The 25,278-nt window shown below is 26.2% G+C and carries 33 protein-coding genes and 2 pseudogenes; 32 read left to right on the top strand and 3 right to left on the bottom strand.

The features are described from left to right. Window positions 1–12: 12 nt before the first annotated feature. From AACK97_RS04465 to AACK97_RS04455, 3 genes and pseudogenes are all read right to left on the bottom strand, one after another. Window positions 13–933, bottom strand: coding sequence for an IS30 family transposase (locus AACK97_RS04465; protein ID WP_338966842.1), 921 nt, complete (start codon window positions 931–933; stop codon window positions 13–15). Next, a protein-coding gene (locus tag AACK97_RS04460) for an IS3 family transposase (RefSeq protein WP_338966840.1) occupies window positions 905–2,016 on the bottom strand; the annotation gives its coding sequence in 2 pieces (ribosomal slippage) (window positions 905–1,773 and window positions 1,773–2,016; 1,113 coding nt in all). Before AACK97_RS04460 ends, AACK97_RS04465 begins: the two co-directional genes overlap by 29 nt. A 244-nt stretch (window positions 2,017–2,260) precedes the next feature. Beyond that, window positions 2,261–2,557: pseudogene (locus tag AACK97_RS04455) on the bottom strand (helix-turn-helix domain-containing protein); the annotation flags it as partial. A 233-nt stretch (window positions 2,558–2,790) separates the two neighbouring features. Between AACK97_RS04455 and hprK the strand changes: the two are divergent. The 32 genes and pseudogenes from hprK to AACK97_RS04295 all read left to right on the top strand — a co-directional run bounded on the left by hprK (window position 2,791) and on the right by AACK97_RS04295 (window position 25,278). Beyond that, window positions 2,791–3,723 carry an HPr(Ser) kinase/phosphatase gene (gene hprK, locus AACK97_RS04450; protein WP_338966834.1) on the top strand — a complete coding sequence of 311 codons (933 nt, stop codon included), beginning with the start codon at window positions 2,791–2,793 and terminating at the stop codon, window positions 3,721–3,723. Window positions 3,724–3,750: 27 nt separating this feature from the next. Beyond that, the gene (locus tag AACK97_RS04445) at window positions 3,751–4,974 is read left to right on the top strand and encodes a prolipoprotein diacylglyceryl transferase (protein ID WP_338966832.1); all 1,224 of its coding nucleotides are present in this window, start codon (window positions 3,751–3,753) and stop codon (window positions 4,972–4,974) included. Beyond that, window positions 4,958–5,902 carry a thioredoxin-disulfide reductase gene (gene trxB / locus AACK97_RS04440; protein ID WP_338966830.1) on the top strand — a complete coding sequence of 315 codons (945 nt, stop codon included), beginning with the start codon at window positions 4,958–4,960 and terminating at the stop codon, window positions 5,900–5,902. Before AACK97_RS04445 ends, trxB begins: the two co-directional genes overlap by 17 nt. 29 nt (window positions 5,903–5,931) lie before the next feature. After that, entirely contained in the window at window positions 5,932–6,882 is a 951-nt protein-coding gene (whiA, locus tag AACK97_RS04435; protein ID WP_338966828.1) for a DNA-binding protein WhiA, read from the top strand. Window positions 6,883–7,026: 144 nt separating this feature from the next. Beyond that, on the top strand, window positions 7,027–8,031 hold the full coding sequence (locus tag AACK97_RS04430) for an MATE family efflux transporter (protein ID WP_338966826.1): 1,005 nt from the start codon (window positions 7,027–7,029) through the stop codon (window positions 8,029–8,031). A 90-nt stretch (window positions 8,032–8,121) separates the two neighbouring features. Beyond that, complete coding sequence (locus AACK97_RS04425) at window positions 8,122–9,066, top strand: IS30 family transposase (RefSeq protein ID WP_338966824.1); 945 nt, start codon at window positions 8,122–8,124, stop codon at window positions 9,064–9,066. Between the two features lie 19 nt (window positions 9,067–9,085). Beyond that, window positions 9,086–9,529 (top strand): MATE family efflux transporter, encoded by a 444-nt coding sequence (locus AACK97_RS04420; protein WP_338966821.1) that lies wholly within the window; start codon window positions 9,086–9,088, stop codon window positions 9,527–9,529. A 19-nt stretch (window positions 9,530–9,548) separates the two neighbouring features. Then, window positions 9,549–9,701, top strand: a complete 153-nt coding sequence (locus tag AACK97_RS04415) for a helix-turn-helix transcriptional regulator (protein WP_338966819.1) — start codon at window positions 9,549–9,551, stop codon at window positions 9,699–9,701. Between the two features lie 64 nt (window positions 9,702–9,765). Then, window positions 9,766–10,044, top strand: a complete 279-nt coding sequence (locus tag AACK97_RS04410) for a transposase (RefSeq protein WP_338966718.1) — start codon at window positions 9,766–9,768, stop codon at window positions 10,042–10,044. 32 nt (window positions 10,045–10,076) lie between these two features. Further along, window positions 10,077–10,502, top strand: coding sequence for a DDE-type integrase/transposase/recombinase (locus AACK97_RS04405; RefSeq protein ID WP_338966818.1), 426 nt, complete (start codon window positions 10,077–10,079; stop codon window positions 10,500–10,502). Window positions 10,503–10,592: 90 nt separating this feature from the next. Further along, a complete protein-coding gene (locus tag AACK97_RS04400; protein WP_338966816.1) occupies window positions 10,593–11,537 on the top strand; it encodes an IS30 family transposase in 945 nt (314 codons plus the stop codon). Between the two features lie 25 nt (window positions 11,538–11,562). Next, window positions 11,563–11,787 (top strand): annotated as a pseudogene (locus tag AACK97_RS04395) (IS3 family transposase); the annotation flags it as partial. Between the two features lie 138 nt (window positions 11,788–11,925). Next, window positions 11,926–13,017, top strand: a complete 1,092-nt coding sequence (locus AACK97_RS04390) for a hypothetical protein (RefSeq protein WP_338968982.1) — start codon at window positions 11,926–11,928, stop codon at window positions 13,015–13,017. A 292-nt stretch (window positions 13,018–13,309) separates the two neighbouring features. Then, complete coding sequence (locus tag AACK97_RS04385) at window positions 13,310–13,609, top strand: hypothetical protein (RefSeq protein ID WP_338966814.1); 300 nt, start codon at window positions 13,310–13,312, stop codon at window positions 13,607–13,609. A gap of 132 nt (window positions 13,610–13,741) precedes the next feature. Further along, entirely contained in the window at window positions 13,742–14,584 is an 843-nt protein-coding gene (locus AACK97_RS04380; RefSeq protein WP_338966812.1) for a rolling circle replication-associated protein, read from the top strand. A 186-nt stretch (window positions 14,585–14,770) separates the two neighbouring features. Then, window positions 14,771–15,882, top strand: a protein-coding gene (locus AACK97_RS04375; RefSeq protein ID WP_338966790.1) for an IS3 family transposase whose coding sequence is annotated in 2 segments (ribosomal slippage) — window positions 14,771–15,014 and window positions 15,014–15,882 — 1,113 coding nt in all. Because the reading frame shifts where the segments join, the coding sequence is not laid out codon by codon here. 107 nt (window positions 15,883–15,989) lie between these two features. Further along, window positions 15,990–16,160, top strand: a complete 171-nt coding sequence (locus AACK97_RS04370; protein WP_338966811.1) for a hypothetical protein — start codon at window positions 15,990–15,992, stop codon at window positions 16,158–16,160. Window positions 16,161–16,426: 266 nt separating this feature from the next. Then, window positions 16,427–16,651: a hypothetical protein gene (locus AACK97_RS04365; protein ID WP_338966809.1), complete on the top strand. Its 225-nt coding sequence runs from the start codon at window positions 16,427–16,429 to the stop codon at window positions 16,649–16,651. 160 nt (window positions 16,652–16,811) lie between these two features. Further along, window positions 16,812–17,045 carry a hypothetical protein gene (locus tag AACK97_RS04360; RefSeq protein WP_338966808.1) on the top strand — a complete coding sequence of 78 codons (234 nt, stop codon included), beginning with the start codon at window positions 16,812–16,814 and terminating at the stop codon, window positions 17,043–17,045. A 42-nt stretch (window positions 17,046–17,087) separates the two neighbouring features. After that, entirely contained in the window at window positions 17,088–17,333 is a 246-nt protein-coding gene (locus tag AACK97_RS04355; RefSeq protein WP_338966807.1) for a hypothetical protein, read from the top strand. Between the two features lie 30 nt (window positions 17,334–17,363). Further along, window positions 17,364–18,359, top strand: coding sequence for a hypothetical protein (locus AACK97_RS04350; protein WP_338966806.1), 996 nt, complete (start codon window positions 17,364–17,366; stop codon window positions 18,357–18,359). A gap of 37 nt (window positions 18,360–18,396) precedes the next feature. Next, a complete protein-coding gene (locus AACK97_RS04345; protein ID WP_338966805.1) occupies window positions 18,397–18,630 on the top strand; it encodes a hypothetical protein in 234 nt (77 codons plus the stop codon). Next, the gene (locus AACK97_RS04340) at window positions 18,630–18,875 is read left to right on the top strand and encodes a hypothetical protein (RefSeq protein ID WP_338966804.1); all 246 of its coding nucleotides are present in this window, start codon (window positions 18,630–18,632) and stop codon (window positions 18,873–18,875) included. Before AACK97_RS04345 ends, AACK97_RS04340 begins: the two co-directional genes overlap by 1 nt. Window positions 18,876–18,899: 24 nt before the next feature. Further along, entirely contained in the window at window positions 18,900–20,768 is a 1,869-nt protein-coding gene (locus tag AACK97_RS04335) for a hypothetical protein (RefSeq protein WP_338966802.1), read from the top strand. 55 nt (window positions 20,769–20,823) lie between these two features. Beyond that, on the top strand, window positions 20,824–21,252 hold the full coding sequence (locus AACK97_RS04330; RefSeq protein ID WP_338966801.1) for a hypothetical protein: 429 nt from the start codon (window positions 20,824–20,826) through the stop codon (window positions 21,250–21,252). Between the two features lie 59 nt (window positions 21,253–21,311). After that, window positions 21,312–22,391, top strand: a complete 1,080-nt coding sequence (locus AACK97_RS04325) for an integrase core domain-containing protein (protein WP_338966800.1) — start codon at window positions 21,312–21,314, stop codon at window positions 22,389–22,391. Window positions 22,392–22,916: 525 nt separating this feature from the next. Next, window positions 22,917–23,243 (top strand): hypothetical protein, encoded by a 327-nt coding sequence (locus AACK97_RS04320; protein WP_338966799.1) that lies wholly within the window; start codon window positions 22,917–22,919, stop codon window positions 23,241–23,243. Between the two features lie 2 nt (window positions 23,244–23,245). Then, window positions 23,246–23,467, top strand: a complete 222-nt coding sequence (locus AACK97_RS04315) for a hypothetical protein (RefSeq protein WP_338966798.1) — start codon at window positions 23,246–23,248, stop codon at window positions 23,465–23,467. 164 nt (window positions 23,468–23,631) lie between these two features. Further along, window positions 23,632–23,862, top strand: coding sequence for a hypothetical protein (locus AACK97_RS04310; protein ID WP_338966797.1), 231 nt, complete (start codon window positions 23,632–23,634; stop codon window positions 23,860–23,862). An 11-nt stretch (window positions 23,863–23,873) separates the two neighbouring features. After that, complete coding sequence (locus tag AACK97_RS04305; protein WP_338966796.1) at window positions 23,874–24,008, top strand: hypothetical protein; 135 nt, start codon at window positions 23,874–23,876, stop codon at window positions 24,006–24,008. Between the two features lie 19 nt (window positions 24,009–24,027). Continuing rightward, window positions 24,028–24,270 (top strand): hypothetical protein, encoded by a 243-nt coding sequence (locus tag AACK97_RS04300; protein ID WP_338966795.1) that lies wholly within the window; start codon window positions 24,028–24,030, stop codon window positions 24,268–24,270. A 24-nt stretch (window positions 24,271–24,294) separates the two neighbouring features. Further along, a complete protein-coding gene (locus tag AACK97_RS04295; RefSeq protein ID WP_338966794.1) occupies window positions 24,295–25,278 on the top strand; it encodes a hypothetical protein in 984 nt (327 codons plus the stop codon).

Raw genomic sequence — 25,278 nt, 5'->3', positions numbered from 1 at the left:
TGGGACAGTTTTTTAAAATAATTGTATTAAATCTATTGGTCTTTTATAAGATAATGATTTTCTGGGTGTAGAATTAATTTGAAATGCTATAGAATTTAAGTCTTTTTGTTTATATGAAGATAAATCAGTAGATTTTGGTAAATATCTTCTTAAAATACCATTATTGTTCTCATTTAAACCTCTTTGACAAGGTTTGCCGGCATCTGCAAAATAAATTTTAACATTACAATTTTTTTCAATTAATTTTCATTTACTAAATTCTTTACCACGATCAAAAGTAATAGTTTTAATTGTTCCTGGTATTAATTTTGAAATAAATTTTATTATACTTTGTGTAATACTTTCTGCTTTATGATTTTTAGTTTTCAAAGGAATTGTGGTTTTTGATCATATATCAGCTAAAGTAATAATAGAACTTTTATGATCTTTACCAACGATAGTATCTCCCTCTAAATGGCCAAATTCTTGTATATTTTTAATATTTGGAATGATTAAATTTCTTTCATGAATAGATTTACAATTATTAATTCTGCTCCTAGTTTCTTTTTGTTTATGAGGTTTATTTTTGCCTTTTCTCAATAAATTTTTTTCATCAAAACCCATTCGATTTGTTTTAAACATGTTATATAAAGTTTTTGTTGAAATATTTTTTATTTTATTTTTCTTTAAAAAATCAGCAATTATATCAAGAGCATAATTTTTAGTAATTAACAAATGATTGATAGTATTAATTTCTGTTAAAGTTAAAATTATTAATTTTCTACCTGCATTTTGTTTATTTTTTTGAACTTGATTCAATATTTCTAATGGTAATAAGTTTTGATTTAATAATTTACAAACTCTGTGTACAGTTGATTTACTATAATCAATTGCTTTGGATTGGCAACCCTTTTTAGGACACTTTTTATGTAGACTGGTATTTTCTAAATTCAACGGGAGTTAAATAATTTAAACTGCCATGAATTCGAATATTGTTATATCAATTAACAAAATCAAATAGTTCGCATTTTAGTTGTGTTAAGTTTGCAAATTTTTTACCGTTAATAAATTCGGTTTTAAAGGTTTTGTAAGTTGCTTCAGCAACAGCATTATCATATGGGCATCCTTTGGAGCTTAATGATCTTTTAATTTTAAAGGTTATTAAAATTTCATCAATAATTTTATTTTTAAACTCATTACCACGATCAGTATGAAATAAAGTTATTTTATTTAATGGTCGTGTTATCTTGTGAAAAGCTTGTTGAACTAATTCAGCAGTTTTATTTGGCCCAGCACTATAGCCAATTACTTCGCGATTAAACAAGTCAATTAATAAACAAATATAATGTCATTTAGTGCCAACTTGAACATATGTTAAATCACTAACAACAACTTCATTTGGTTTTTTGTCATTAAATTGACGATTTAAAACATTATTAATTTCGTCATTATTAACTGTTTTTTTATGATTACAATATTTTAACTTGGTGTATTTAGAAACCAAATTATTTTTGATCATAATGAATCGGATTTTTCGTCGTGATAAAATGATATTTTTTATTATTAAAACAGCTTTAATTTTACGAGCACCATAAATCTTGCGACTTTTATTAAATGCACTGATAACTTCTTGTTCATAATTATTAACATCAAACTTGGTGCATTTATTAGTTTGATAATAATATGTTGATTTTAGTAAACCTAAAATCTTACATATTTTCCTCACTGAATATTTATTTTTGTTGTTATTAATTATTGTTATTTTTTCCCGATTATCAGTGCTGCTTGCTTTAAAATGTCATTTTCCATTCGTAATTGTTGGTTTTCTTTTCGCAAGTAAATTAATTCATTTTCTTCGACAGTGCGATTATCTTTTGCTTTAAATGACCCAGAATTATTATAATTTTTAATTCAACTATAAATAGTTGGTTTTGGTAAATTATATTCTTTCCCTAAATTAATAACACTTTTGTCATTTTTGTATAGCATTACAATTTGTTTTTTAAATTCTTCAGAGTATGAGGTTTTATTTCCCATTTTTATATTCCTTCTTTCTTAATAATTTTGAAGTCTATATAATAATTATGGTCCAACTTATTGTAGCCTATCCACTTTTGCTATTTTACGAATAGAAAATCCATAACTTTTATATTCTTTTATTGCTATTATTGATTCAATAGTCAGATACTTATACATTGTGCTAATTCCTTTCTTTTCTTAATTATAGAATTAACACAATTTGTTTTTTATATAAGTGTCCTTTTTAATTTTACATTTCAGGTTTCTTTAAAAAATCAGCAATTATATCAAGAGCATAATTTTTAGTAATTAACAAATGATTGATAGTATTAATTTCTGTTAAAGTTAAAATTATTAATTTTCTACCTGCATTTTGTTTATTTTTTTGAACTTGATTCAATATTTCTAATGGTAATAAGTTTTGATTTAATAATTTACAAACTCTGTGTACAGTTGATTTACTATAATCAATTGCTTTTGCTATTTTACGAATAGAAAATCCATAACTTTTATATTCTTTTATTGCTATTATTGATTCAATAGTCAGATACTTATACATTGTGCTAATTCCTTTCTTTTCTTAATTATAGAATTAACACAATTTGTTTTTTATATAAGTGTCCTTTTTAATTTTACATTTCAGGAATAAAATATGAATGCATCTTAAAGAGATGCATTTTTTAATTTAGGAGAATTTGATATCGTAGTTATTTGGGTGTGTTCTTTATCAATTTTGTGATATTATATTTAATAGAAAACATTAAATTATATGAAATGATAGGTGATGTTATTATGAATAAAAAAGTATTAACTTTACGAGAAGTTGTGGAAAAATTTAATTTATCATTATTGTCTGGTGATGAACAAGTGCTGGAACGAGAAATTGAAATTGGGGGCATTAATCGTGCAGGATTAGAATTAGCAGGTTTTATTTCTGATGAAACTAGTCGTAAGCATCGGATTGTTTTATTAGGTGGTAAAGAGAATGAATACATTAATAAGTTACCAGCAACAGAGCGCAAGGCTCGTTATGAGAAACTTATTAATCAAGATGTTCCAGCGATTTTTACTAGTATTCGTTTTAATGAACCGGTATTAGTAGAATATGCTAAAGAGATAAATTTTCCTGTTATTGAGGCTAATTATTCTTCTAATGATTTTTATAATATTATTGTTAGTTACATTGATAATCGTTTAGCACCAATGGAAATGGTTCATGCATCGTTAATTAATATTTATGGTTTGGGAGTTTTAATTAAAGGTGATAGTGGAATTGGAAAATCAGAAAATACTTTAGAATTAGTTAAAAAAGGACATTTGTTTGTTGGTGATGATGGGATTGTTTTGCAAAGATATGTTAATAAAGTTATTGGTCGTAGTGATGAAAAGTTAAAGCATCATATTGAAATTAGAGGCATTGGGATTTTAAATTTAACGAAGATGTATGGTTCAAGAACAACTTTGGAAGTTACTGATATTGATATTATTGTTAATTTAAAATTGGCTGATAGTGAGTATTTTGCTAATTTAAATCGTGTGCAAACAGAAATTGATAGAGAAGAAATTTTTGGTATTAAAATTCCAGCGATTACGATTCCTGTAACTTTAGGAAGAAATATTTCGGAATTAATTGAAGCAGCTGTTATTAATATTAAGTTGCATAATGAAGGTATAAATAGTTCTGAGTTATTTATTAACCGAATTGATAGTGAACTTAAAACATAAGAGAAAGGTTTAAGTGTAAAAGTAAAAATGATGAATATATATTCAAATTGAGTACCTAATGAAATTCCAGGGACTAATGGTATTTTAAGATTTTATCCGCTTTTTATTCTTTTAGGAATAATTGTTTCGATTTTAGCTTCTTGGATTAAATTAAAACGCCGCGAGATTCCAACTGAACCATTTGAATGAAGTATTTTTTTAACTGTTCCGAGTGCAATTTTTGGTTCTTCAATTATTGGGAAAATTAATAGTCCTATTATTGATCAGTATGGGTTTTGAGGTTATTTTATGATTTGAGAACCGGGATTAGCAGTTCATGGTGGTGTTATTGCTGGTGTTATTGTTGGTTATTTTTGATTTCGGCATTATTCTAAAAAATATGAAATATCGTTATGAATATTTGCTGATGCCATTATTCCAAATATTTTATTAGGGCAAGTTATTGGTCGTTGAGGTAATTTTTTTAATCATGAACTTTTAGGACAGATAACGACTTCATTAGATTGATTACCTGATTGATTATTAGAAAATTTAAGAAAAGCTAATGCGGATGGTAGTCCAGTTGAAGGAATTGGGATTGTTCGTCACCCTTTGTTTTTGTATGAATCATTAATTAATTTATTTTCTTGGGTACTAATTACTTTTGTTATTCCTAAAATTGGTATGTGAAATAGTGTTAAACCTTGAAAGAAATATCCTAAAAAATTTATTCCGCTTTGAGAAAAAGATGTGGAATTATTGGAAAGTGAAAAAAATTGGGCAACACCGTTTAAAAAAATTTATTATCGTCGTCTTTGAAAGTTAAATTGTTGAAATCAAGCTTATTTTGAACAAACTCCGAGTAAAACAAAAAAGTTAACGGTAGTAAGAAAATATCCAGAACCGCATTTAAAAGCTAATAATCCATTTTTTAGACTTATGGAACGATGATTTAAAAATCAATGAATAAGAATTAAACAATTATGAACTCAAGATGGTAAACCTTTAGAAAAAAATGCTAATCCGGATAAATATTGAATGACGCGAGTTGGTGTTCAAACTGGAAGTTATGTAGTTATGTATAGTATGGTGCGAATTATTTTGGAAATGTTTCGTGATGAAAGTGATATTTTATTTCCTTATGATTATGTGGGTACTTATATATTTTTAGGGCTAGGTGTTATTACTGGAATTATTTTGATAATTTTTGCACAAGTTATTAGCGTTCGTAAATGAAGACAAATTAGGTGATTATATGAAAAACAATATTAATACTGATTATGATTTAATTATTATTGGTGCGGGTCCGGGTGGATTTACTAGTGCGATTTATGCGTGTCGGGCGGAGTTGAAAGTACTTCTTATTAACGAAGGTCCTCCCGGAGGGAAAATGGTAAAAACTTATGATATTGAAAATTATCCGGGTTTTGATAAAATATTAGGACCTGACTTGTCATTAGCAATGGATGGGCAAGTTAGAAAATTAGGCGCTGAATATGAAGCTACTAAGGTAATGAATATTGAAATTGCAACCGACGGTAATAATAAGATTATTACTGGTGAAAATGGTAAAATATGGCTTACTAAAGCGGTTATTATTGCTACGGGAACGGTTGAAAATGAGTTATTGGTGGATGGTGCTAAGAGATTATATGGTCACGGAGTTTCTTACTGTGCGGTTTGTGATGGGGCATTTTTTCGTAATAAGGATATTGTTGTTGTTGGTGGGGGTGATTCTGCTATTGAAGAAGCGGTATATTTAACTAAGTTTGCTAGAAAGTTATATTTAGTGCATCGCCGAAATGAATTTCGGGCTTCGAAAGGAGCATTAACAATTGCTCAAAATAATAATAAAATTGAATGACTGTTAAATTATGTTGTTAAGGAAGTTATTGGTAAAAATTCTCTTGAACAAGTTGTTATTGAACATACTGCGACAAAAGAGCAACAAGTAATTGATACTAGTGCAATTTTTCCTTATATTGGTTCAACACCAATTTCTAATTTTGTTAAAGACTTGAAAATTTGTGATGAAAATGGTTATATTATTACTAATGAAATAATGCATACTAGTGTTTTGGGAATATTTGCGATTGGTGATGTTCGTCAGACAGTTTTAAGACAAATTGCTACTGCTGTTGGTGATGGTGCGATTGCTGCTCAAGAAGCAATAAAATATTTAGATCAATTGAAATTGTAATTGATGCTTAATTAATAGCAGTTTTATGAATGGAGTGATTAATAGTGATGTCTTTTTCTAAAATTGTTAAGCAAGAAATTATGAAAAAGGAATTTAGTCATCCAGCAAAGCAAGCTATTTTATTGGGATTAATAAAATCGTTAGCAATATTTAATAGTAAGCAATTAATTTTTGAATGTTCTAATAAAACTGTTGCTATTTTTGTTAAAAAATTAATTGCTGAAATTTATAATTATTATCCAGAAATTTTGACAATGGGAATTAAAACTATTGTATATAAGTTAGACCTTTCACATATTGTTTCTTTAATCATTAATGATAAAGATATTAGTTATGATATTAAACGAAATGAATTAGTTGTTAATTTTGAAAGATTAACGAGTGAAATATCAAAAAGAGCATTTATTGCGGGAGCATTTATTGCTACTGGTAGTGTTAATTCGCCAAGGATTAGTAATTATCATTTAGAAATTCAAGGAATTGATATTTTATTTATTCGGAAGTTACAATTACTAATAAATAGTTTTGGTTTTAAATTTAAACGCATTTATCGTCGTAAAAAACCTTTAATTTATTTAAAAAAATCAACTGAAATTGCTGATTTTTTGAAATTAATTGATGCAAGTCTTTCACTATTATCGTTTGAAAATGAACGGATTTCACGCGATATGTATAATAGTATTAATCGTTTAACAAATATTGAGATTTCTAATCAGCAAAAAACTAATAAAGCGGCTATTGAACAAATTAAGATGATTAATTTTTTAAAAGCGAATGATTATTTTTTAAAGTTATCATTAAAAACTCAACAAATTGCTAATTTACGGTTAGATAATCCTGAAGCTTCGTTGAGTGAGCTTTGCAATTTATATGAAAATATTTATCATGGTATGATTTCTAAATCAGGAATAAATCATATGATGCGCGAAATTAAAAATAGTTATTTATTGTTTAAAAGTATTTCTTCTGATGACAATTAAATATTTTATAAAATGTTTTGTATTAATATATATAAATTTGTGATATAAAGAAATTGTTATTAATTTAGTAGTAAAATTTGTTTTGCTATTAATTTTTTATATTTTAAGTGTTAATTAAGAAAATATTGTAATTTGGTGGAACTAATGAAATTAAAAATTAATTGAAAACAATATTGAGATTGAGAATTTAATAAAAAAGTTTTACGGATGATGTTACCTTTGATTTTGCAAAGTTTGATTGTTGCTTTTATTAATGTTTTAGATACAATTTTTATTTCAATTTTTAATCCTGAACAATTAACTGGTTTAGGTTTAACGAATGATATGTTTATTTTATTAATTTATAGTTTTTGAGCGATTTCGGGTGCTGGGGGTATTTATACAACACAATATTTAGGGAAAAAGAATTATGCTAAAGTTGCGGAAACCACAAGAATAAAATTAATTTTAGCACTTATTTTGGCAGTAGTTTATTTTACCTTAATATCGACATTAAGAACATCATTAATTAATATTATTGTGAATTTAGATAATCATTTGCCGGAAGATAAGAAAAATTTGATTTCTCAATCTGCAAATGATTATTTGCAGATTATTAATTATACAACTTGGTTTTTAGGTATTTCGTTAATTTTTTATAATACAATGTATGAGTGTGGCGATGCTTGAACACCGTTGTATATTAACTTTTTGCCTTTAACAATTAATGCGATTTTAAATCCAATTTTTATTAAACTTTGTGGTTGAGGTGTTGTTGGTGCTGCGTGGTCAACATTTATTGCTCGGGTTTGTGAATTTATTGTTGTCATTGCTTTTATAGTTTGAAAGAAGCCAGTTTATTATCCAGGATGAAAAATTTGAAAAACAACATTAGATTTGTGAAAAAAAATTATGAAAAACTTTGTGTTTATTTTTATGGCGAATGCCTTGTTTGCGCTTTCATCGTTTGTGCAAAAGATGATTATTTTAAAAGAAGGATTTTTAGATAATTCTTATCAAGCGGCAATTTTAACATTTAGCATTATTGGCGTGTTTTATTCATTTTTTAATGGTTATTATGTGGCTGTTCCATATTTTGTTGGTCGGGAGTTAGGAGCTAATCATATTGTTAAAGCAAAAGTTAATTTTTATGCTGAATTATACTTGTAAGTGCAAGTAAATAAAATTGCAAAAGATTTCATATAAAAATTTCATGATGCTAAGTTTATTTTAGAAAAAGTAAATTTAAGGAGTTTTTATATGGGATACAAACATCTTGGCATAGATGAAAGAATTTATATTGAGAATCAATTGAAATTTAAAGTAAAAATTAGTGAAATAGCTAAAAATCTTAATCGAAGTATTAGTACTATTAATCGAGAAGTTAATAGAAATAAAGATAATAATCATTATTTTTCATTAATTGCACAAAATAAAGCAGAAAATAGAAAACAATTACATGTTTATTTTCATAAATTTAAAAATAGAGAATTAGTAAAATATGTACAACAAAAATTATTATTAGGTTGATCGCCTGAACAAATTTATGGCATAATTAAAAATTTTCATCAAGAATGAATTATTAGTTTTAAAACAATTTACAATTGAATTTATTCTGGATTACTTGAAAAGGTTACTAGTAAAAATTTAAGAAGAAAAGGTAAGAAACGAAAATCTCAAGAAAATCGGGGTAAATTTAATGGTAAATCCATTAAAGAACGAAATGTTAATAATCGCATAACTCTTGGCCATTGAGAAGGTGATACTGTAGTATCATCACGAGGTAAAAGTAAATCATGTTTAATAACTTTAGTTGAAAGAACATCAAGATTTACTTTAGCAATATTAGTTGAAAATAGAACTACTAAAGTTATTAACAAAAATATTAGTCATTATTTATCAATTCTTCCAAATAATCTTGTTAAGACTATAACATTTGATAGGGGTAAAGAATTTGCTAATTGACAACAACTTGAAAAAAATTTAAATGTGAAAATTTATTTTGCTGATGCATATTCACCTTGACAAAGAGGTACTAATGAAAATACTAATGGTTTAATTAGAGAAAAATTTCCTAAAAAATTTAATTTTTCAAACACTACTAAAAATGCAGTTCATAAATTTATATTGTCTTTAAACCAAAGACCAAGAAAAATACTAAATTATCTTTCGCCAATCGAATATTTGGTTAGAAAAATAATTTAGTTGCACTTAATTTTACAATTTGGCTTATAAAATTTTAGGTTTTGGTTTAATTTTAAATGCGACAATTGCTTTATTAATCATATTTAGTTCGCCATTTATTCTTAATTTCTTTACGGGAAGTCCAGCAGTTATTTATGTTGCTAAGTGGTACTTAGCTTTTCAAGGGATAGCGTTCTTTTTCTTATCAACATCAATTATTTTCTTTAATATTTTAAGGATCGGTGGTAAAAATTTGTTATCAAGTTTAATTGATATTCTTTGCACTTGGGTTTTTATTGTGGGGTTAACTTGATTTGCATTTACAATTTTTAAATCCAATGATTATGAAGTGTTTTCTGAGAATTGAGTAATGGTGACAATAATTGTATTTTTAATTGTTTCTTTAGCTGAAATTATTCAATTTTCAATATTAATTATTACTGTGCGAAAAGTTAATTGAGCTAATAATTTAGTAAAACAATAAAATAAAGGGATGTTTAAAAATGATTAAGGATGTTATGAATGTTAAAATTAAGTTTGGTCAACAAATTAGACGATTACGAATAAATTTGCATTTGTCACAAGAAGAATTAGCATATGAATGTGATTTAAATAAAAATTATGTTTCTGATATTGAACGCGGTGAAAGTGGATAGGCTACAATAAGTTGGACCATAATTATATAGACTTCAAAATTATTAAGAAAGAAGGAATATAAAAATGGGAAATAAAACCTCATACTCTGAAGAATTTAAAAAACAAATTGTAATGCTATACAAAAATGACAAAAGTGTTATTAATTTAGGGAAAGAATATAATTTACCAAAACCAACTATTTATAGTTGAATTAAAAATTATAATAATTCTGGGTCATTTAAAGCAAAAGATAATCGCACTGTCGAAGAAAATGAATTAATTTACTTGCGAAAAGAAAACCAACAATTACGGATGGAAAATGACATTTTAAAGCAAGCAGCACTGATAATCGGGAAAAAATAACAATAATTAATAACAACAAAAATAAATATTCAGTGAGGAAAATATGTAAGATTTTAGGTTTACTAAAATCAACATATTATTATCAAACTAATAAATGCACCAAGTTAAAATATTGTAATCATAAAAAAACAGTTAATAATGACGAAATTAATAATGTTTTAAATCGTCAATTTAATGACAAAAAACCAAATGAAGTTGTTGTTAGTGATTTAACATATGTTCAAGTTGGCACTAAATGACATTATATTTGTTTATTAATTGACTTGTTTAATCGCGAAGTAATTGGCTATAGTGCTGGGCCAAATAAAACTGCTGAATTAGTTCAACAAGCTTTTCACAAGATAACACGACCATTAAATAAAATAACTTTATTTCATACTGATCGTGGTAATGAGTTTAAAAATAAAATTATTGATGAAATTTTAATAACCTTTAAAATTGCTGAATTATACTTGTAAGTGCAAGTAAATAAAATTGCAAAAGATTTCATATAAAAATTTCATGATGCTAAGTTTATTTTAGAAAAAGTAAATTTAAGGAGTTTTTATATGGGATACAAACATCTTGGCATAGATGAAAGAATTTATATTGAGAATCAATTGAAATTTAAAGTAAAAATTAGTGAAATAGCTAAAAATCTTAATCGAAGTATTAGTACTATTAATCGAGAAGTTAATAGAAATAAAGATAATAATCATTATTTTTCATTAATTGCACAAAATAAAGCAGAAAATAGAAAACAATTACATGTTTATTTTCATAAATTTAAAAATAGAGAATTAGTAAAATATGTACAACAAAAATTATTATTAGGTTGATCGCCTGAACAAATTTATGGCAGAATTAAAAATTTTCATCAAGAATGAATTATTAGTTTTAAAACAATTTACAATTGAATTTATTCTGGATTACTTGAAAAGGTTACTAGTAAAAATTTAAGAAGAAAAGGTAAGAAACGAAAATCTCAAGAAAATCGGGGTAAATTTAATGGTAAATCCATTAAAGAACGAAATGTTAATAATCGCATAACTCTTGGCCGTTGAGAAGGTGATACTGTAGTATCATCACGAGGTAAAAGTAAATCATGTTTAATAACTTTAGTTGAAAGAACATCAAGATTTACTTTAGCAATATTAGTTGAAAATAGAACTACTAAAGTTATTAACAAAAATATTAGTCATTATTTATCAATTCTTCCAAATAATCTTGTTAAGACTATAACATTTGATAGGGGTAAAGAATTTGCTAATTGACAACAACTTGAAAAAAATTTAAATGTGAAAATTTATTTTGCTGATGCATATTCACCTTGACAAAGAGGTACTAATGAAAATACTAATGGTTTAATTAGAGAAAAATTTCCTAAAAAATTTAATTTTTCAAACACTACTAAAAATGCAGTTCATAAATTTATATTGTCTTTAAACCAAAGACCAAGAAAAATACTAAATTATCTTTCGCCAATCGAATATTTGGTTAGAAAAATAATTTAGTTGCACTTAACTTTACAATTTGGCAATTAAAAGATCATTAAGCTCCAAAGGATGCCCATATGATAATGCTGTTGCTGAAGCAACTTACAAAACCTTTAAAATCGAATTTATTAACGGTAAAAAATTTGCAAACTTAACACAACTAAAATGCGAACTATTTGATTTTGTTAATTGATATAACAATATTCGAATTCATGGCAGTTTAAATTATTTAACTCCCGTTGAATTTAGAAAATACCAGTCTACATAAAAAGTGTCCTAAAAAGGGTTGCCAATCCAAAGAAACATTTCTTTACAAAGTATTGCTAAACTTGCTAAGGGTTTGCAAGTATCGTTATCGGAATTATTTGATTTTGACTATCAAATTTAAATACTATGATATTTTTAAATAGGGGGTGGAATTATTTCACAGTGATTATTTGGTTGAACAAAACCGGAATATTTATGGGTATTTTTTGTTATTTTTGCGAGTATTAATTTTTTTGCTTCTAGACGGATGATTAAATATTTGTCAGCATTAAAAATGCGAACAAAAATGTCAACGGCGGTTGCGGGAGCATTATTATTATCAATTATAACTTCATTGCCAGAACTTGTATCAGCGATAACAGCCGGTGCTTTGGGGAGTCCTGAAGTTAGTATGGGTGATGTTATGGGGGCAAATTTATTTTCAGGAGCGATGTTAGCTGTTGCTGATATTATTTTTATTCGTTATTTATTTTTTAAAAAAATAAATAACTCTAATCGCTTTATTATTTATTTAATGATCGGAATTAATATAATTTTAGTATTAGCTTTAATGCCAATTAAAGCATTTGATTTTATGCGGTTAACGATTCCTTATATCAATGTTTCTTGACCATTTTTAGTTTTATTATTAGTTTATGGGGGATTTTTAATAATGATGTTTAAAGGATTTCATGATGAGGAAAAAGAACCTAAAACTAATAAAGATGTTGGTTTAAAAAAATTATCATTAAAGATGATTATAATTTTTTTCGTTATTTCGGCTATTGGTTTAGTTCTTTCTTCAATAATATTAGTTGCGGTTATTGATAACTTTGATAATGTTTATGGGATTAAAAAAGAATCGGCAGGAGCAATTTTTTTAGGAATGACAACGGCCTTACCAGAAGTAGTATCACTATTTTCTTTAGCAAGGATTGGTTATGGTAATGTTGCCATTGCTGGAATTGTTGGTAGCCATCTTTTTAATTCAATTATTTACTTTGTTGCTGATATTATTAATCATCCTGTTGGAAGTTTAGAATATTTAGCAAATGGTAATATGATGAATTTAATGCCATTATTTGTTATTGCGATTTTGCTATTGTTAACAATTATTATTTTTACTGTTAAAACAATTTCGCGTTGAAGTAGTAGTAAAATTTTTACAGTAATAACTTCTGGAGTAATTATAATATTTTATGGTTTTAATATTATTTTTCAAATTTTACAAAGTCAATATCATTTTTTCTAATTTATGTAGAAACCACAGATGTTTTGCACATTTGGTTTTTATAAATTATTTGGGGGTATATTCTTTTGGCAGTAATATTTTGTATTGAATGCGACAGCGAAAGCTATGTCATTGGTAATAAAAATACAGTTGGAATCTGTAATTCTTGCGATGAAAAGGGTTTTTAAATTTTGTGGAAAACTATTAAAAGTTCAATATTTATAAAGGAAATAAATATGGAAAACAATGTGGATAACTAAAAATTTGTTAATTGTATTAAAAATATTTTAAATTTGGAAGGAAAAAATAAATAATGTTTAAAATTAAATTAGTTAGTATAAAAAGAAAAATATTTAAAAATAAAGATGGTTCTACGATGTCAGGATATTCTGCGGAATTTTTGCGTTATGAAAATGACTTATTTGAGCCTACCGGCGAACAAAAAGCCTTATGAATTGATGATAACAATCTAGAGCAACAAGAAATTTATAAACTGTTAAAGGAAAATGTTAAATCATTTTTTAGTTGCGAATTAACTTTTGATAAAAACCCCAAAATCGTTAACTTGCAAAAAATTGAATTATCAAAAAATCAAAAAAACTTGTCCAGTTAATTGATAATCACTTCGGTCTGCGAAGCGGTGCGGAAGGCGTATGCCCCGCCCGCTAGCGGGTTAGTCGGCGAAGCCGACTATTACTTGATTAAATAACACAACTGGCGAAAATCTAAAACGGGAGCATAAAATATGAATTTAAAACCTCAAAATCCGACTGATTTTTATATGAAAACTATTTATTACGGTCAATACATTCGTAATATTGTTATGCCTTTAGAACGCATTAAAGCAAATAACCACAATGCTAGTGGTTTAAAAAATAAAGGTAATTGTGATACAAAACTGCTTAATAGCAATATTCGTGCAAAATCTAATGTTATTCGGAAGGCATATCATAATTTTTGAGACTGTAAAAAACTTACATTCTTAACTCTTACTTATGCTGATGTTAATGAATTTGATATTAGAAAATGTAAGCGTGATTTAAATAAATTTTTTAAAAAATTAAAATATTGATTTAAAGTTAAAAATAAAAATATTAAGTATTTGTATACCTATGAATATCAGAAGCGAGGCGTTATTCATTTTCATATTTTAATCACCGAAAAAATACCACATAAAATTATTTTACAATTTTGACCTTATGGAATTAATAAAAATATTAGAGTTCGTGAAAATACTAATGAAATGGTTGTAAAATATTGCTCCAAATATATAACTAAAAATGTCCTGAATGAAAAATCATTAAATCAGTATGATTTAAATATCAAGGCTTATCAATTTTCTTACAACTGTCAAAACCCCATTACTAGAAAACAAGTATTTACCGATACTTTGAATAATATTGTTAAAAGAACTGTAAATTCTGAATTTGTAAAATACTTAAAATCAACAGTTAATAAATTTAAAACTAAAATGTGTGGAGCAATCTATGAATTTAAAAATATTGATTATGTAGATTTTGAGAGTGCAAATTACGCTTCCTTAGAAAGTTTAAGATTTAGAAATCAACTAAGAAAAATTAAACATTAGGAGTTAAAAAATGAAAGAAAAATTGCAATTTAAAATAAGAATTAAAAATTGATTTAAAAATCATTGGTTAAAAATATTACTTAGCATTGTTTTTATCTTTATAAACTTAATACTTTGGATAGGCTACAATAAGTTGGACCATAATTATATAGACTTCAAAATTATTAAGAAAGAAGGAATATAAAAATGGGAAATAAAACCTCATACTCTGAAGAATTTAAAAAACAAATTGTAATGCTATACAAAAATGACAAAAGTGTTATTAATTTAGGGAAAGAATATAATTTACCAAAACCAACTATTTATAATTGAATTAAAAATTATAATAATTCTGGGTCATTTAAAGCAAAAGATAATCGCACTGTCGAAGAAAATGAATTAATTTACTTGCGAAAAGAAAACCAACAATTACGAATGGAAAATGACATTTTAAAGCAAGCAGCACTGATAATCGGGAAAAAATAACAATAATTAATAACAACAAAAATAAATATTCAGTGAGGAAAATATGTAAGATTTTAGGTTTACTAAAATCAACATATTATTATCAAACTAATAAATGCACCAAGTTTGATGTTAATAATTATGAACAAGAAGTTATCAGTGCATTTAATAAAAGTCGCAAGATTTATGGTGCTCGTAAAATTAAAGCTGTTTTAATAAGAAAAAATATCATTTTATCACGACGAAAAATCCGATTCATTATGATCAAAAATAATTTGGTTTCTAAATACACCAAGTTAAAATATTGTAATCATAAAAAAACAGTTAATAATGACGAAATTAATAATGTTTTAAATCGTCAATTTAATGACAAAAAACCAAATGAAGTTGTTGTTAGTGATTTAACATATGTTCAAGTTGGCACTAAATGACATTATATTTGTTTATTAATTGACTTGTTTAATCGCGAAGTAATTGGCTATAGTGCTGGACCAAATAAAACTGCTGAATTAGTTCAACAAGCTTTTCACAAGATAACACGACCATTAAATAAAATAACTTTATTTCATACTGATCGTGGTAATGAGTTTAAAAATAAAATTATTGATGAAATTTTAATAACCTTTAAAATTAAAAGATCATTAAGCTCCAAAGGATGCCCATATGATAATGCTGTTGCTGAAGCAACTTACAAAACCTTTAAAACCGAATTTATTAACGGTAAAAAATTTGCAAACTTAACACAACTAAAATGCGAACTATTTGATTTTGTTAATTGATATAACAATATTCGAATTCATGGCAGTTTAAATTATTTAACTCCCGTTGAATTTAGAAAATACCAGTCTACATAAAAAGTGTCCTAAAAAGGGTTGCCAATCCACTTTGAACTTTAACTTTATTAGATACTAATTGGATACTGGGAACAAATAGAGAATTTATTGATTTTATTGAAAAAGATATGTATAAGTTTTTTGACTTAAATACCGCCATTATGTTGTTCGGATTGTTTGTTTATTGATTTGGTAGTGCGATATTTATTGCTTTTCAAGTTGAAAAATTAGTTTGACTTATTGTTAAGAAAATTAAGGAAAAAAGAGCTTTGAAAAATGAAACTAAACAAACTCATTAATTCTTTAAAAAAATATTGATGAATAATAATTAATTACATTATATTCATATCTTTAAGTATAGTTTTATTGTTACATACAGATATTAAAGAATTAGAGCAATTAATCAAAAATTTTGGAGCAATTGGTAAGTTAATGATTATAGGTTACTCATTAGTATGAATAACCTTAGCAGAAATAGTAAAATGTTTAATTTGCTTTGTATTAAAAAAATCAAAATTAAAAGAACAAAAAACCAAACTTTAAATAGAAAGGAAATTGAAAAATAATGGCAATATTTAGTCTAATATGTTTTATCTTATTAACCTTATTACTTGCTTTTGCTGTCGCTTGGGGTTTGTGGCGTTGAATGAACGATGTTAAAAAGTATGGTAAACAAGCAAAAGAAATTAAAGGGGATTTTAGTAAAAAAGAAAAACGCTTCATTGTTAAATTATCTTATTTAACTGAAAAAAACGACAAACAAAATCAAGAAACTCAAACGAAAGGATAAAATAAATGTTAAAAGATGTAATTATTAAGTTAATTGATTTGCTTTATCCCACTGCCGATTTACCGCCCCAAGTAGTATTTTTGTTCTCAATTCTTGTAATCATTGTGTTATTTGCCAGTTTCATTGGTATTCTCTTTCTTCCGATTAAGTGTTTATTTCAATGTTTCTAGTTGTTTGAAAAGATTTAAATTGAGAACAAATTAAACAAACTTTCTGAGATTTGTTTATCCAAATTACAACTATTCCCGCTCATATTACTGGTGGTAAAGAAATTAATTTAACTGAAGAACCACTTTGACTTTTAACAACCAACATCGCTTTTTGATTACTAACAACAGTTATTATCTTATTTATGTTGATTTTATTTTATAAAGTTAAATCTTATTTTTGTTAATAAATATAGGATAAATATTTTAAAAAGAAAGGGGGTGATTATATGATTGGAACTTTCTTAGCCGATGTAACCGCACCAGTAGCAATTACCGGAAAACAAGCCATTAGTAATTTGTGAGATAGTATGGTAGGGCTTTTTGGAAAAATTTGAAGCGATATTATCAGCGGACAAATGCCATTAGTAGTAGATTTCTTTGCTACTTATTGAATTTTTTTATTCCCAGCAATTGTTGGATTATTCTTATTTGCTTTTGGAATGTTTGAAAAACTACTATTAAGAGTTCGTTAATAATAATTAAAAAAATAAAGGGGTGCGATAATGCTTAAATTTCTAAAAAATATCTGTGAAAAAATTAATGACTTTGTTAGCTTAAATCGCACTTTCTTTATTATTTCTTGATATTATTATGCTTTTCTTGTTGCTATTAATCCACAATATTGAGTTTCATTTTTTCATATCATCGGTATTATCTTAAATTGTTTAATTTTAATTACTAAACTTATGCAATGAGTTAATCGTAAATCTTTTATTAATTTTTTATTCAAATCACCATTAAATATTGTGATTGGTTCATTGGGAACTGGTAAAACCGCTTTATTAGTTTTTGCTTCAAAACTTTTAGGTAAGAAAAAATGAAAGACGGCTTCAACATTTCCAATTTTAGACCAACAAATGTTATCTTTGGGGCATATGTCGTTATTGGATAATGAATATCCAATATTAGAAGAAAAACATTTATTGTTGTGAGATGAAACGAACTTATTTTTAGAAGGAACGGATTATAAAGAAAATGATAAATCAACTCAAGGTTTGCAAGAATATTTTGCTCTAGTTAGGCATTTTGGTCATATTGTTCTAGCGAGTGGCCAACGACCTGAACATATTTGGGTTAAAGTCAGAGATATTGCTAATTCGGTTATTGTTGGTATTACTAAGAAATCAGTTAATATTTTTCGCCCTTATTTAAAAGTTGTTTATGGTACTTTTAAATCTGTAGAAGAATATGAACGCTGACGCACAAGTCTAATTGATGCTAAAAATAATAAAAAAGGTCGCAAAACTAAATATCGTAATATTCCGGAATTAGATATCTACTTTTTTAAATTAAAAATTCCAATGTCTGTTTTAGAGTGTTACGACAATAAGTATTTATCTTTTTTACGCCCCGTTGCTAATCGCATTGTTGTTGACACTTATGAAGATAAGTTTTATGAAACTACCGAAGTTGATTTAGAAATATTAAAATACCTTAAAATGGAAAAATTTAGTCGTATTATGGAATTACTAAAAAGTAATTTGAAAGATAGGAATTAACTATCATATATTTTAATCTAAGAAAGGATACTTAATTATGGCAAATCTAGAAAAAATGGCATCATTTTTTGCTGATATTATTTATAAAGTTTTTGATTTAATTTGAAGTATGACTATTCCTGGTACCGGAATTCGGATTATCATTATTCCTTTAATCTCTTTAATTGTTAACTTTGTTTTTGTTGCTATTTTAGGTATTGGAATGCAAGCCAAAGAAAGTTATAAAAAGACAAGAGCTAACAAATCTGTTAAAGAGTGAGGTAAAAAATAATGTTTAAACTAGTTATAATTTTTCTTTTAATTACCGTTTTTTCTATTTTTGCTTTTGATGAATTTCTTGGTTTATGGCGTTTTGTAAATGAAGGATTGGAATATTTTAATAAAGTTATTGTGGCTAACAGTGAATTTTTACAATTATTTAAACCAATGATTAGGTTATTTTCTCAACATCCAATTTTTATTATTCTTGGAACAATTGGCATTTTATCAACAATATACTTTATTTTAAGAAGTTAAACGCAAAAGAAAGGACAAATAAATATGTATAAATTTATGTCGTTGTTAGTTATAGCTTTTATTGGTTTAGTCCCTCTAGGTGCCTTCTTTGATACAAAACAATCACTAAAACCTAGTATGGAACAATCTTTTATAAAGCGAGAAAAACGAGCCACAAACCCTAGTCAATGTGGTAATAGTTGTAAATTAGAATTTTTTAATATTTATAATAGTTTTTTAATTCCTAGCAAAATTGGCGGTGGGGCTAAAATTAAATTTCAAGATAACATAGATTTACCGCTTGAAATTAAAAAAACTCGCATTTTTAGTTTATCTCTGGGTAATAAAAATAAAGATTGAATTAATTTTTATAAAAATAATGGTGTTAAAAAAACTTACGATGATTTTAGTTATTTAGATTCAGATTTTGGTTATGAGATTTCTGAGATAATTAATGTTAAGATAACATTTACTAAATCAATAGGATTATCTTATAGTATAACTTCATTCTCAGCGGAAATGCCTTCTTTACCCGAAAAAGAAGCAGAGCAACCATTACCTACTGAGATAACTAAAAGCGATGGCGAATATCAGTATAATCAGTTTCAAGATAAGCTAGATTATTTAATGATACAACGCCGAGATTTTGATAAATTTAATTATAGCTATTTATATTGAGTTCCAATTTTTAATTTCTTTGACGATAATTTTAAATATATGAGTGAAATTTCAATTAAATTAAATGGTTTTCAACAAAATAGTAAATTTAATTTAAGTCGCAAAAATTTATATCCTAAACCTGATATGATGGAAAAAGTTATTTTTAGAGAACTTTCCTTTTCTAGTTTTGGTGATGTTATTACTATAAAAACTGAGCATGGTAGCATTGTGGGCAATAATGAGTTTTTAGAAAATGGTAAATCGCTTTGAAAATCTGGCTCGCGAACAAGTTTTGGAATAGATTTTATCAATACCTTTTTTGGACAAATTAATTATTATGGTAATACTTTCCATTTTTTACGCTATGATGACAAATTAAAGACTGATTTTAAAGATTTTATGCTTCATTATCAAAAAGATTTAACCATTGATTTTATTAATGGGTTATTTAATAAACTTTATAAAGTTTTAGGTGAGTTTTTTGTACAATTCTTTTATGCGAGTTTTGATATGGATGCCTTTACTTATGTAGAATTAGATTACAAAGGAATGCAACAAATTCCTAAAAATGTTTTACAAATGGGTTTTTTCTATCGTTCCTTAATTACCTTTTATCCCAAACAATATTTAATTAATTTTGATTCAACAATAGAAAATAGTAAGAATATGATTTTTCGTTCCTATTTTTTTGTTAAAGATAAACAAATTGCCAATGGTTTTAACACCGGTAAAAATTCTTATCAAATAGATTTTAATGTTTTAAAAGCATATGATAACCAATTATGAAATGTTACTAGTAATAAACTGCATTTTCACAATGCCAAAGTTGATGTGATGTATGGAATTAATATTTTTACGCTAACTTTTCCACTATATAAAAAGCAAAACGAAAGCACTGAATATCATTATTCTTTATACGATTTTAATATTTTGAATTCAACAGCTTTTATCCGCGGTGGAATAAGTGGGTATAGTATGGATGATTTAATTCCCACGCCTAATTGTTCTTATTGGGGCTTATTTAGTGCAATATCTTGTGGCATTCAGCACGCTTCTGTTAGTATGTTGAACTGATTACTTGGTCTTTCTGGGATTAATCTTTTAATTCGACCCCTTGCCGATATTGCCAAGACAACGATTAATTTTACCAAAACTGCCTTTCCGGTGTTTGAAGTTGTTCCGGCGTTTAAATATCTTTTTGAGTTTTTAGTTCCCCTAGCAATTTTATTAATAATAATTAAAAAGTTCTCTTAAATATTTCCAATATTTTTATATAAAATATAATTCCTTTGAAAGGAGGATTTTTGTTATGTGAAAATTTTTATCAGCTTTAAATTTAGTATGTGTAATGTTTATTTCTGGATGTAGTAAAAATAACAGCGATTTAAAAAAATATGATTTAGAGTTTTCTAATATTTATAATAGTTTTTTAATTCCTAGCAAAATTGGCGGTGGAGCTAAAATTAAATTTCAAGATAACATAGATTTACCACTTGAAATTAAAAAAACTCGCATTTTTAGTTTATCTCTGGGTAATAAAAATAAAGATTGAATTAATTTTTATAAAAATAATGGTGTTAAAAAAACTTACGATGATTTTAGTTATTTAGATTCAGATTTTGGTTATGAGATTTCTGAGATAATTAATGTTAAGATAACATTTACTAAATCAATAGGATTATCTTATAGTATAACTTCATTCTCAGCGGAAATGCCTAATAAAAATTTAGTAATTTAATAAATATTCTTGAAAATCGTATTTTTTAATACGATTTTCTTAATTTAAGGAGTTTAAAAATGAAATATATTATTTCCCAAGCTGATTTAGCAGATTTAAAAGCAAAAGTACAAAGTTGATTAACAACAATTTATAACCACAAACATTATCACAAAACTAAAAAACGAGTTACTAGTTATTTAAATTTATGTAATCAATTTTATTTAGAACCAATAACTTTAAATAAATTAGTAAAAAAGCATTTTCACGGTATACGAAATACATTTTATCAATGAGCTAATAAAATTCTTGATGCTTATCAAAATGATGATTTTAATAGTTTAATTTTCAAATATACAAAACCTAAAAAAATTAGTTATCAATATGATTTAAATTCTCGTGAAAAAATATGTGATTTATATTTTGATTATAGAAATATTCAAGCTGGTGGAATGTGGTCTTTATTTAACAATTTAAAAATGGGTTTTCACGATATTAAAACTGCAGAAATTCCGAAAAATATTAAAACCTTTTATCGCTGAATTAAATCTGACTCTCGATGAAAAGAATTAAAACAACAAATCAAACAAACAAAACGTCATTTTAAGCGTTATGAAGTCTCTGAGATTGGTCTTTTACAAATGGATGCCAAAATCATTACCACATCAAATTTTCCGGTTGATAAAAAGTATTATATTTATGATTTCATTGATGAAATGACACGCATAGTATTTGGTTATGTTTATGATAGTTTAGGAACCAATAACGCGATTAACGCCGTGCAAAGAGCAATGAAAGATTTTAGCGAACTTGGCATAACCATTAAACGCCTTCGCACTGATAATGCTCCGGAATTTATCACCACTAATTGAAGTAATAAAAAAGCATACAAAGTAAAAGAAAGGCCTTTTACAGCCTTTCTTTCAAGGAACGGTGTTACCCATGAAACCACTCCAATTCGTTCGCCACAGAGTAACGGTAAAATCGAACGGTTTCATCAACATTATACCAAATTATTTTATGCTAAGGATAAAAAAATAAATCAAAACGAACTACAACATTTCTTAAATCAATATTATTACTATTACAACTTCCAACGCTGTCATTCAGCATTACAAAATAAATCACCATTTCAAAAATTACAAGAATTAATAAATTAATTTCTCCTTTTTTAAAGGACGCATAAAGTTTTGTTAGGTAGGAAAAGATTTGAATAAGTATTAAGACAGTCAGTAATGATTGTCTTTTTATTTTATAAGGTGTTAAAAGTTTGTTCTTTGAAAATTAAATACAAGTGAATTAATAATGTTGGTATGTATTAAAGCACGATAAATTGTGGGTGGTCGCCATAACCAAAAGAAGTTTACCAGTTAATAGATAACATCCTATTAGCTATAGCAATTTGTTTCGTTTTGCAATAAAAAAATGAATGGGTGGATTTCCTAAAAATATACACGCTATTAAATTAGTTCCAAGGGTAGGATGCGGATGTTAAAGTGTAGAAATTTCTATATAGGGGTATGCTAAGTTTAAAATTATTAAAATCTTTATCTAATTAAAAAACAAAATTAAATAACAAAGCTTGTTAAACACTTAAATCTGCGATATATAAGTGTTTAAAAAACTAAGTTAACTAACTTAGTTAATATAACTTAGTTTATAACAAATAAGAAAGGTAATTTACTATGAAAAACATTGAAAACATTTTCTTAAATACTAAAAAATATCTTTTAAAAGAAACACAAAACGCAATGCTTATTAAAGCACCAAAAATTCCGTGATTTAATGAACAAATCGGTATTTGGTTTCCAAAGCGATTTGTTTATAAAGGAAAATACGAAAATTCAATTTGCATTGGAATAATAAAAGATAGTAAATATCAAGTAATTTCAATTAATCAACAAGAGCAAGAAATCAAGTTAATTAAAGGCCAAGAATTATTAGGCTTCTTCATTGCCGAAAAAGAAAACAATAAAAAAGATATAAATTATAACTATTTTAAAGGAGTTTAAAAATGAATATTGTGATTTGATTAATATTTATTATCACTTGCATAATGCTATTGGCGTATTTTGCTTATAAAATTTATGCCAAAATAAAAATGCGAATTAAATTTAAAAATGCCATTAAAAATAATACTGGTAATTTCACAAAAGACGAAAAAGTATTTATTGCTCGCTTTGAAGAATGAGTTAAAGCTCCTAATTCAAAAGAAAATAATGAGAATAAAAAATAATGTTTTGAAAAATTATTATGGAATTTTTAGAACTGTTTGTTCCGATAGAAAAAATGCCTGCACAAGTTGCATTTATTGCCGGATTAATTATTATCATTACTTTTCTTTTCGCATTAATTTCAATTATGTATTTACCAATAAAAATGATTTTTGGGAGATAAAAAATGACAGTAAATTTAAAAGAATTTAATTGAGAACAAATTAAACAAACTTTCTGAGATTTGTTTATCCAAATTACAAATATTCCGGCCCATATTAGTGGTGGTAAAGAAATTGATTTAACCCAAGAAACACTTTGACTTTTAATGGCAAACATTGCTTTTTGATTCTTAACAGCGATTATGGTGTGGTTTATTCTAATGCTACTTTGAAAAACCATATCAGTATTTAGATAGAAACAAAAGTAATGTCAAGAAGTTACATTGTAATGCATTCACAAAGAAATTCAAAATTAATTAGTAAAAAATACAGTCGTGTTAAGGTTAATCGTGGTTTTAATAAATTTAAGAAAAACTTTGAATATAAATGATGAATGTTTTAAAAAGAAAGGGGGTGATTATATGATTGGAACTTTCTTAACAGAAGCACCAGCAGTAACAAAGATAACAGCTAGTGACGCGATGACTAAATTATGAAATGCGATTATAACAGCGTTTACTAAAATGTGGGAAATTATTGCTGTTAATATGCCACAAGTCGGTAATTTCTTTGTTGACTACTGAATATTCATTTTTCCATTTATTTTGGCAATATTCTTTATTTGCTTTAAAATGTTTGAAAAATTACTTGGAGCTGTACGCTAACAAAAAAATAAAGTGAGGTGCAAGATGAAATTTTGCAAATGAATAATAGAAAAAAATAACCATTTTATTGAATTGAATCGCACCTCATTTTTAATTTTATGACATTGAGGAGCAATTTGATATATTTACAACGGTTATTTTAAAAACATTGTAAGTTATTTATTTTTAGCAGGTTGTATTTTAATTTTTATTTTTAAAATCAGTAATTTAACACAAATTAACAAAGTTATTAATTTCTTAAAAAATTCACCATTAAATATTGTTATTGGTTCATTAGGAACTGGAAAAACCGCCTTTCTAGTATACGCATCAAAATTATTAAAAAAGAAGAAATATCATATCGCATCAACATTTCCATTACTAGAAACCCAAAAATTAAGTTTAGGACATATGGGATTATTAGATTTTGATTATCCGGTATTGCCAGACAAAACCTTACTTTTATGAGATGAAACCAACTTATTTTTAGAAGGAACTGATTGAGAAAAAAATAATACCAAAAACGAAGAAACCGGTATTCAAGAATATTTCGCTCTGGCACGCCATTTCGGTCATATTGTGCTAGCTAGCGGTCAAAGAGATAAACATATTTGAGTTAAAGTTCGTGATATTGCCAATAATGTGATTGTGGGCATTCGTAAAAAACCCGTTAATATTTTTCGCCCCTACTTAAAAGTCATCTATGGCACCTTTACTAGTATTGAAGAATATGAACGCTGACGAAACACTTTAATTGATGCTAAAAATAGTAAAAAGGGTCGTCGCATTAAATACCGTGATATTCCTGAACTTGATATTTATTTTTTTAAACTAAAAATTCCTCTACCAATATTAAACACTTACAATTCTTTTTACCTAGCGTTTTTAAGAGATTACTTAAATTCAAAAGTAAATCCTGACTATGAAGATAAATACTATAATGACACAGCAATTGATTTAGAAGACTTAGAATACTTAAAAATGGATAAATTCAGCAAATTTTTAAGAAAAATGAAAGAAAAGGAATAA

The sequence above is a fragment of the Spiroplasma endosymbiont of Lonchoptera lutea genome, from assembly GCF_964019715.1.
Taxonomy (GTDB): domain Bacteria; phylum Bacillota_I; class Bacilli_A; order Mycoplasmatales; family Nriv7; genus Nriv7.
The sequence above is the reverse complement of the archived record's forward strand: the minus strand, read 5'-3'. Positions and strand labels throughout refer to the sequence as shown.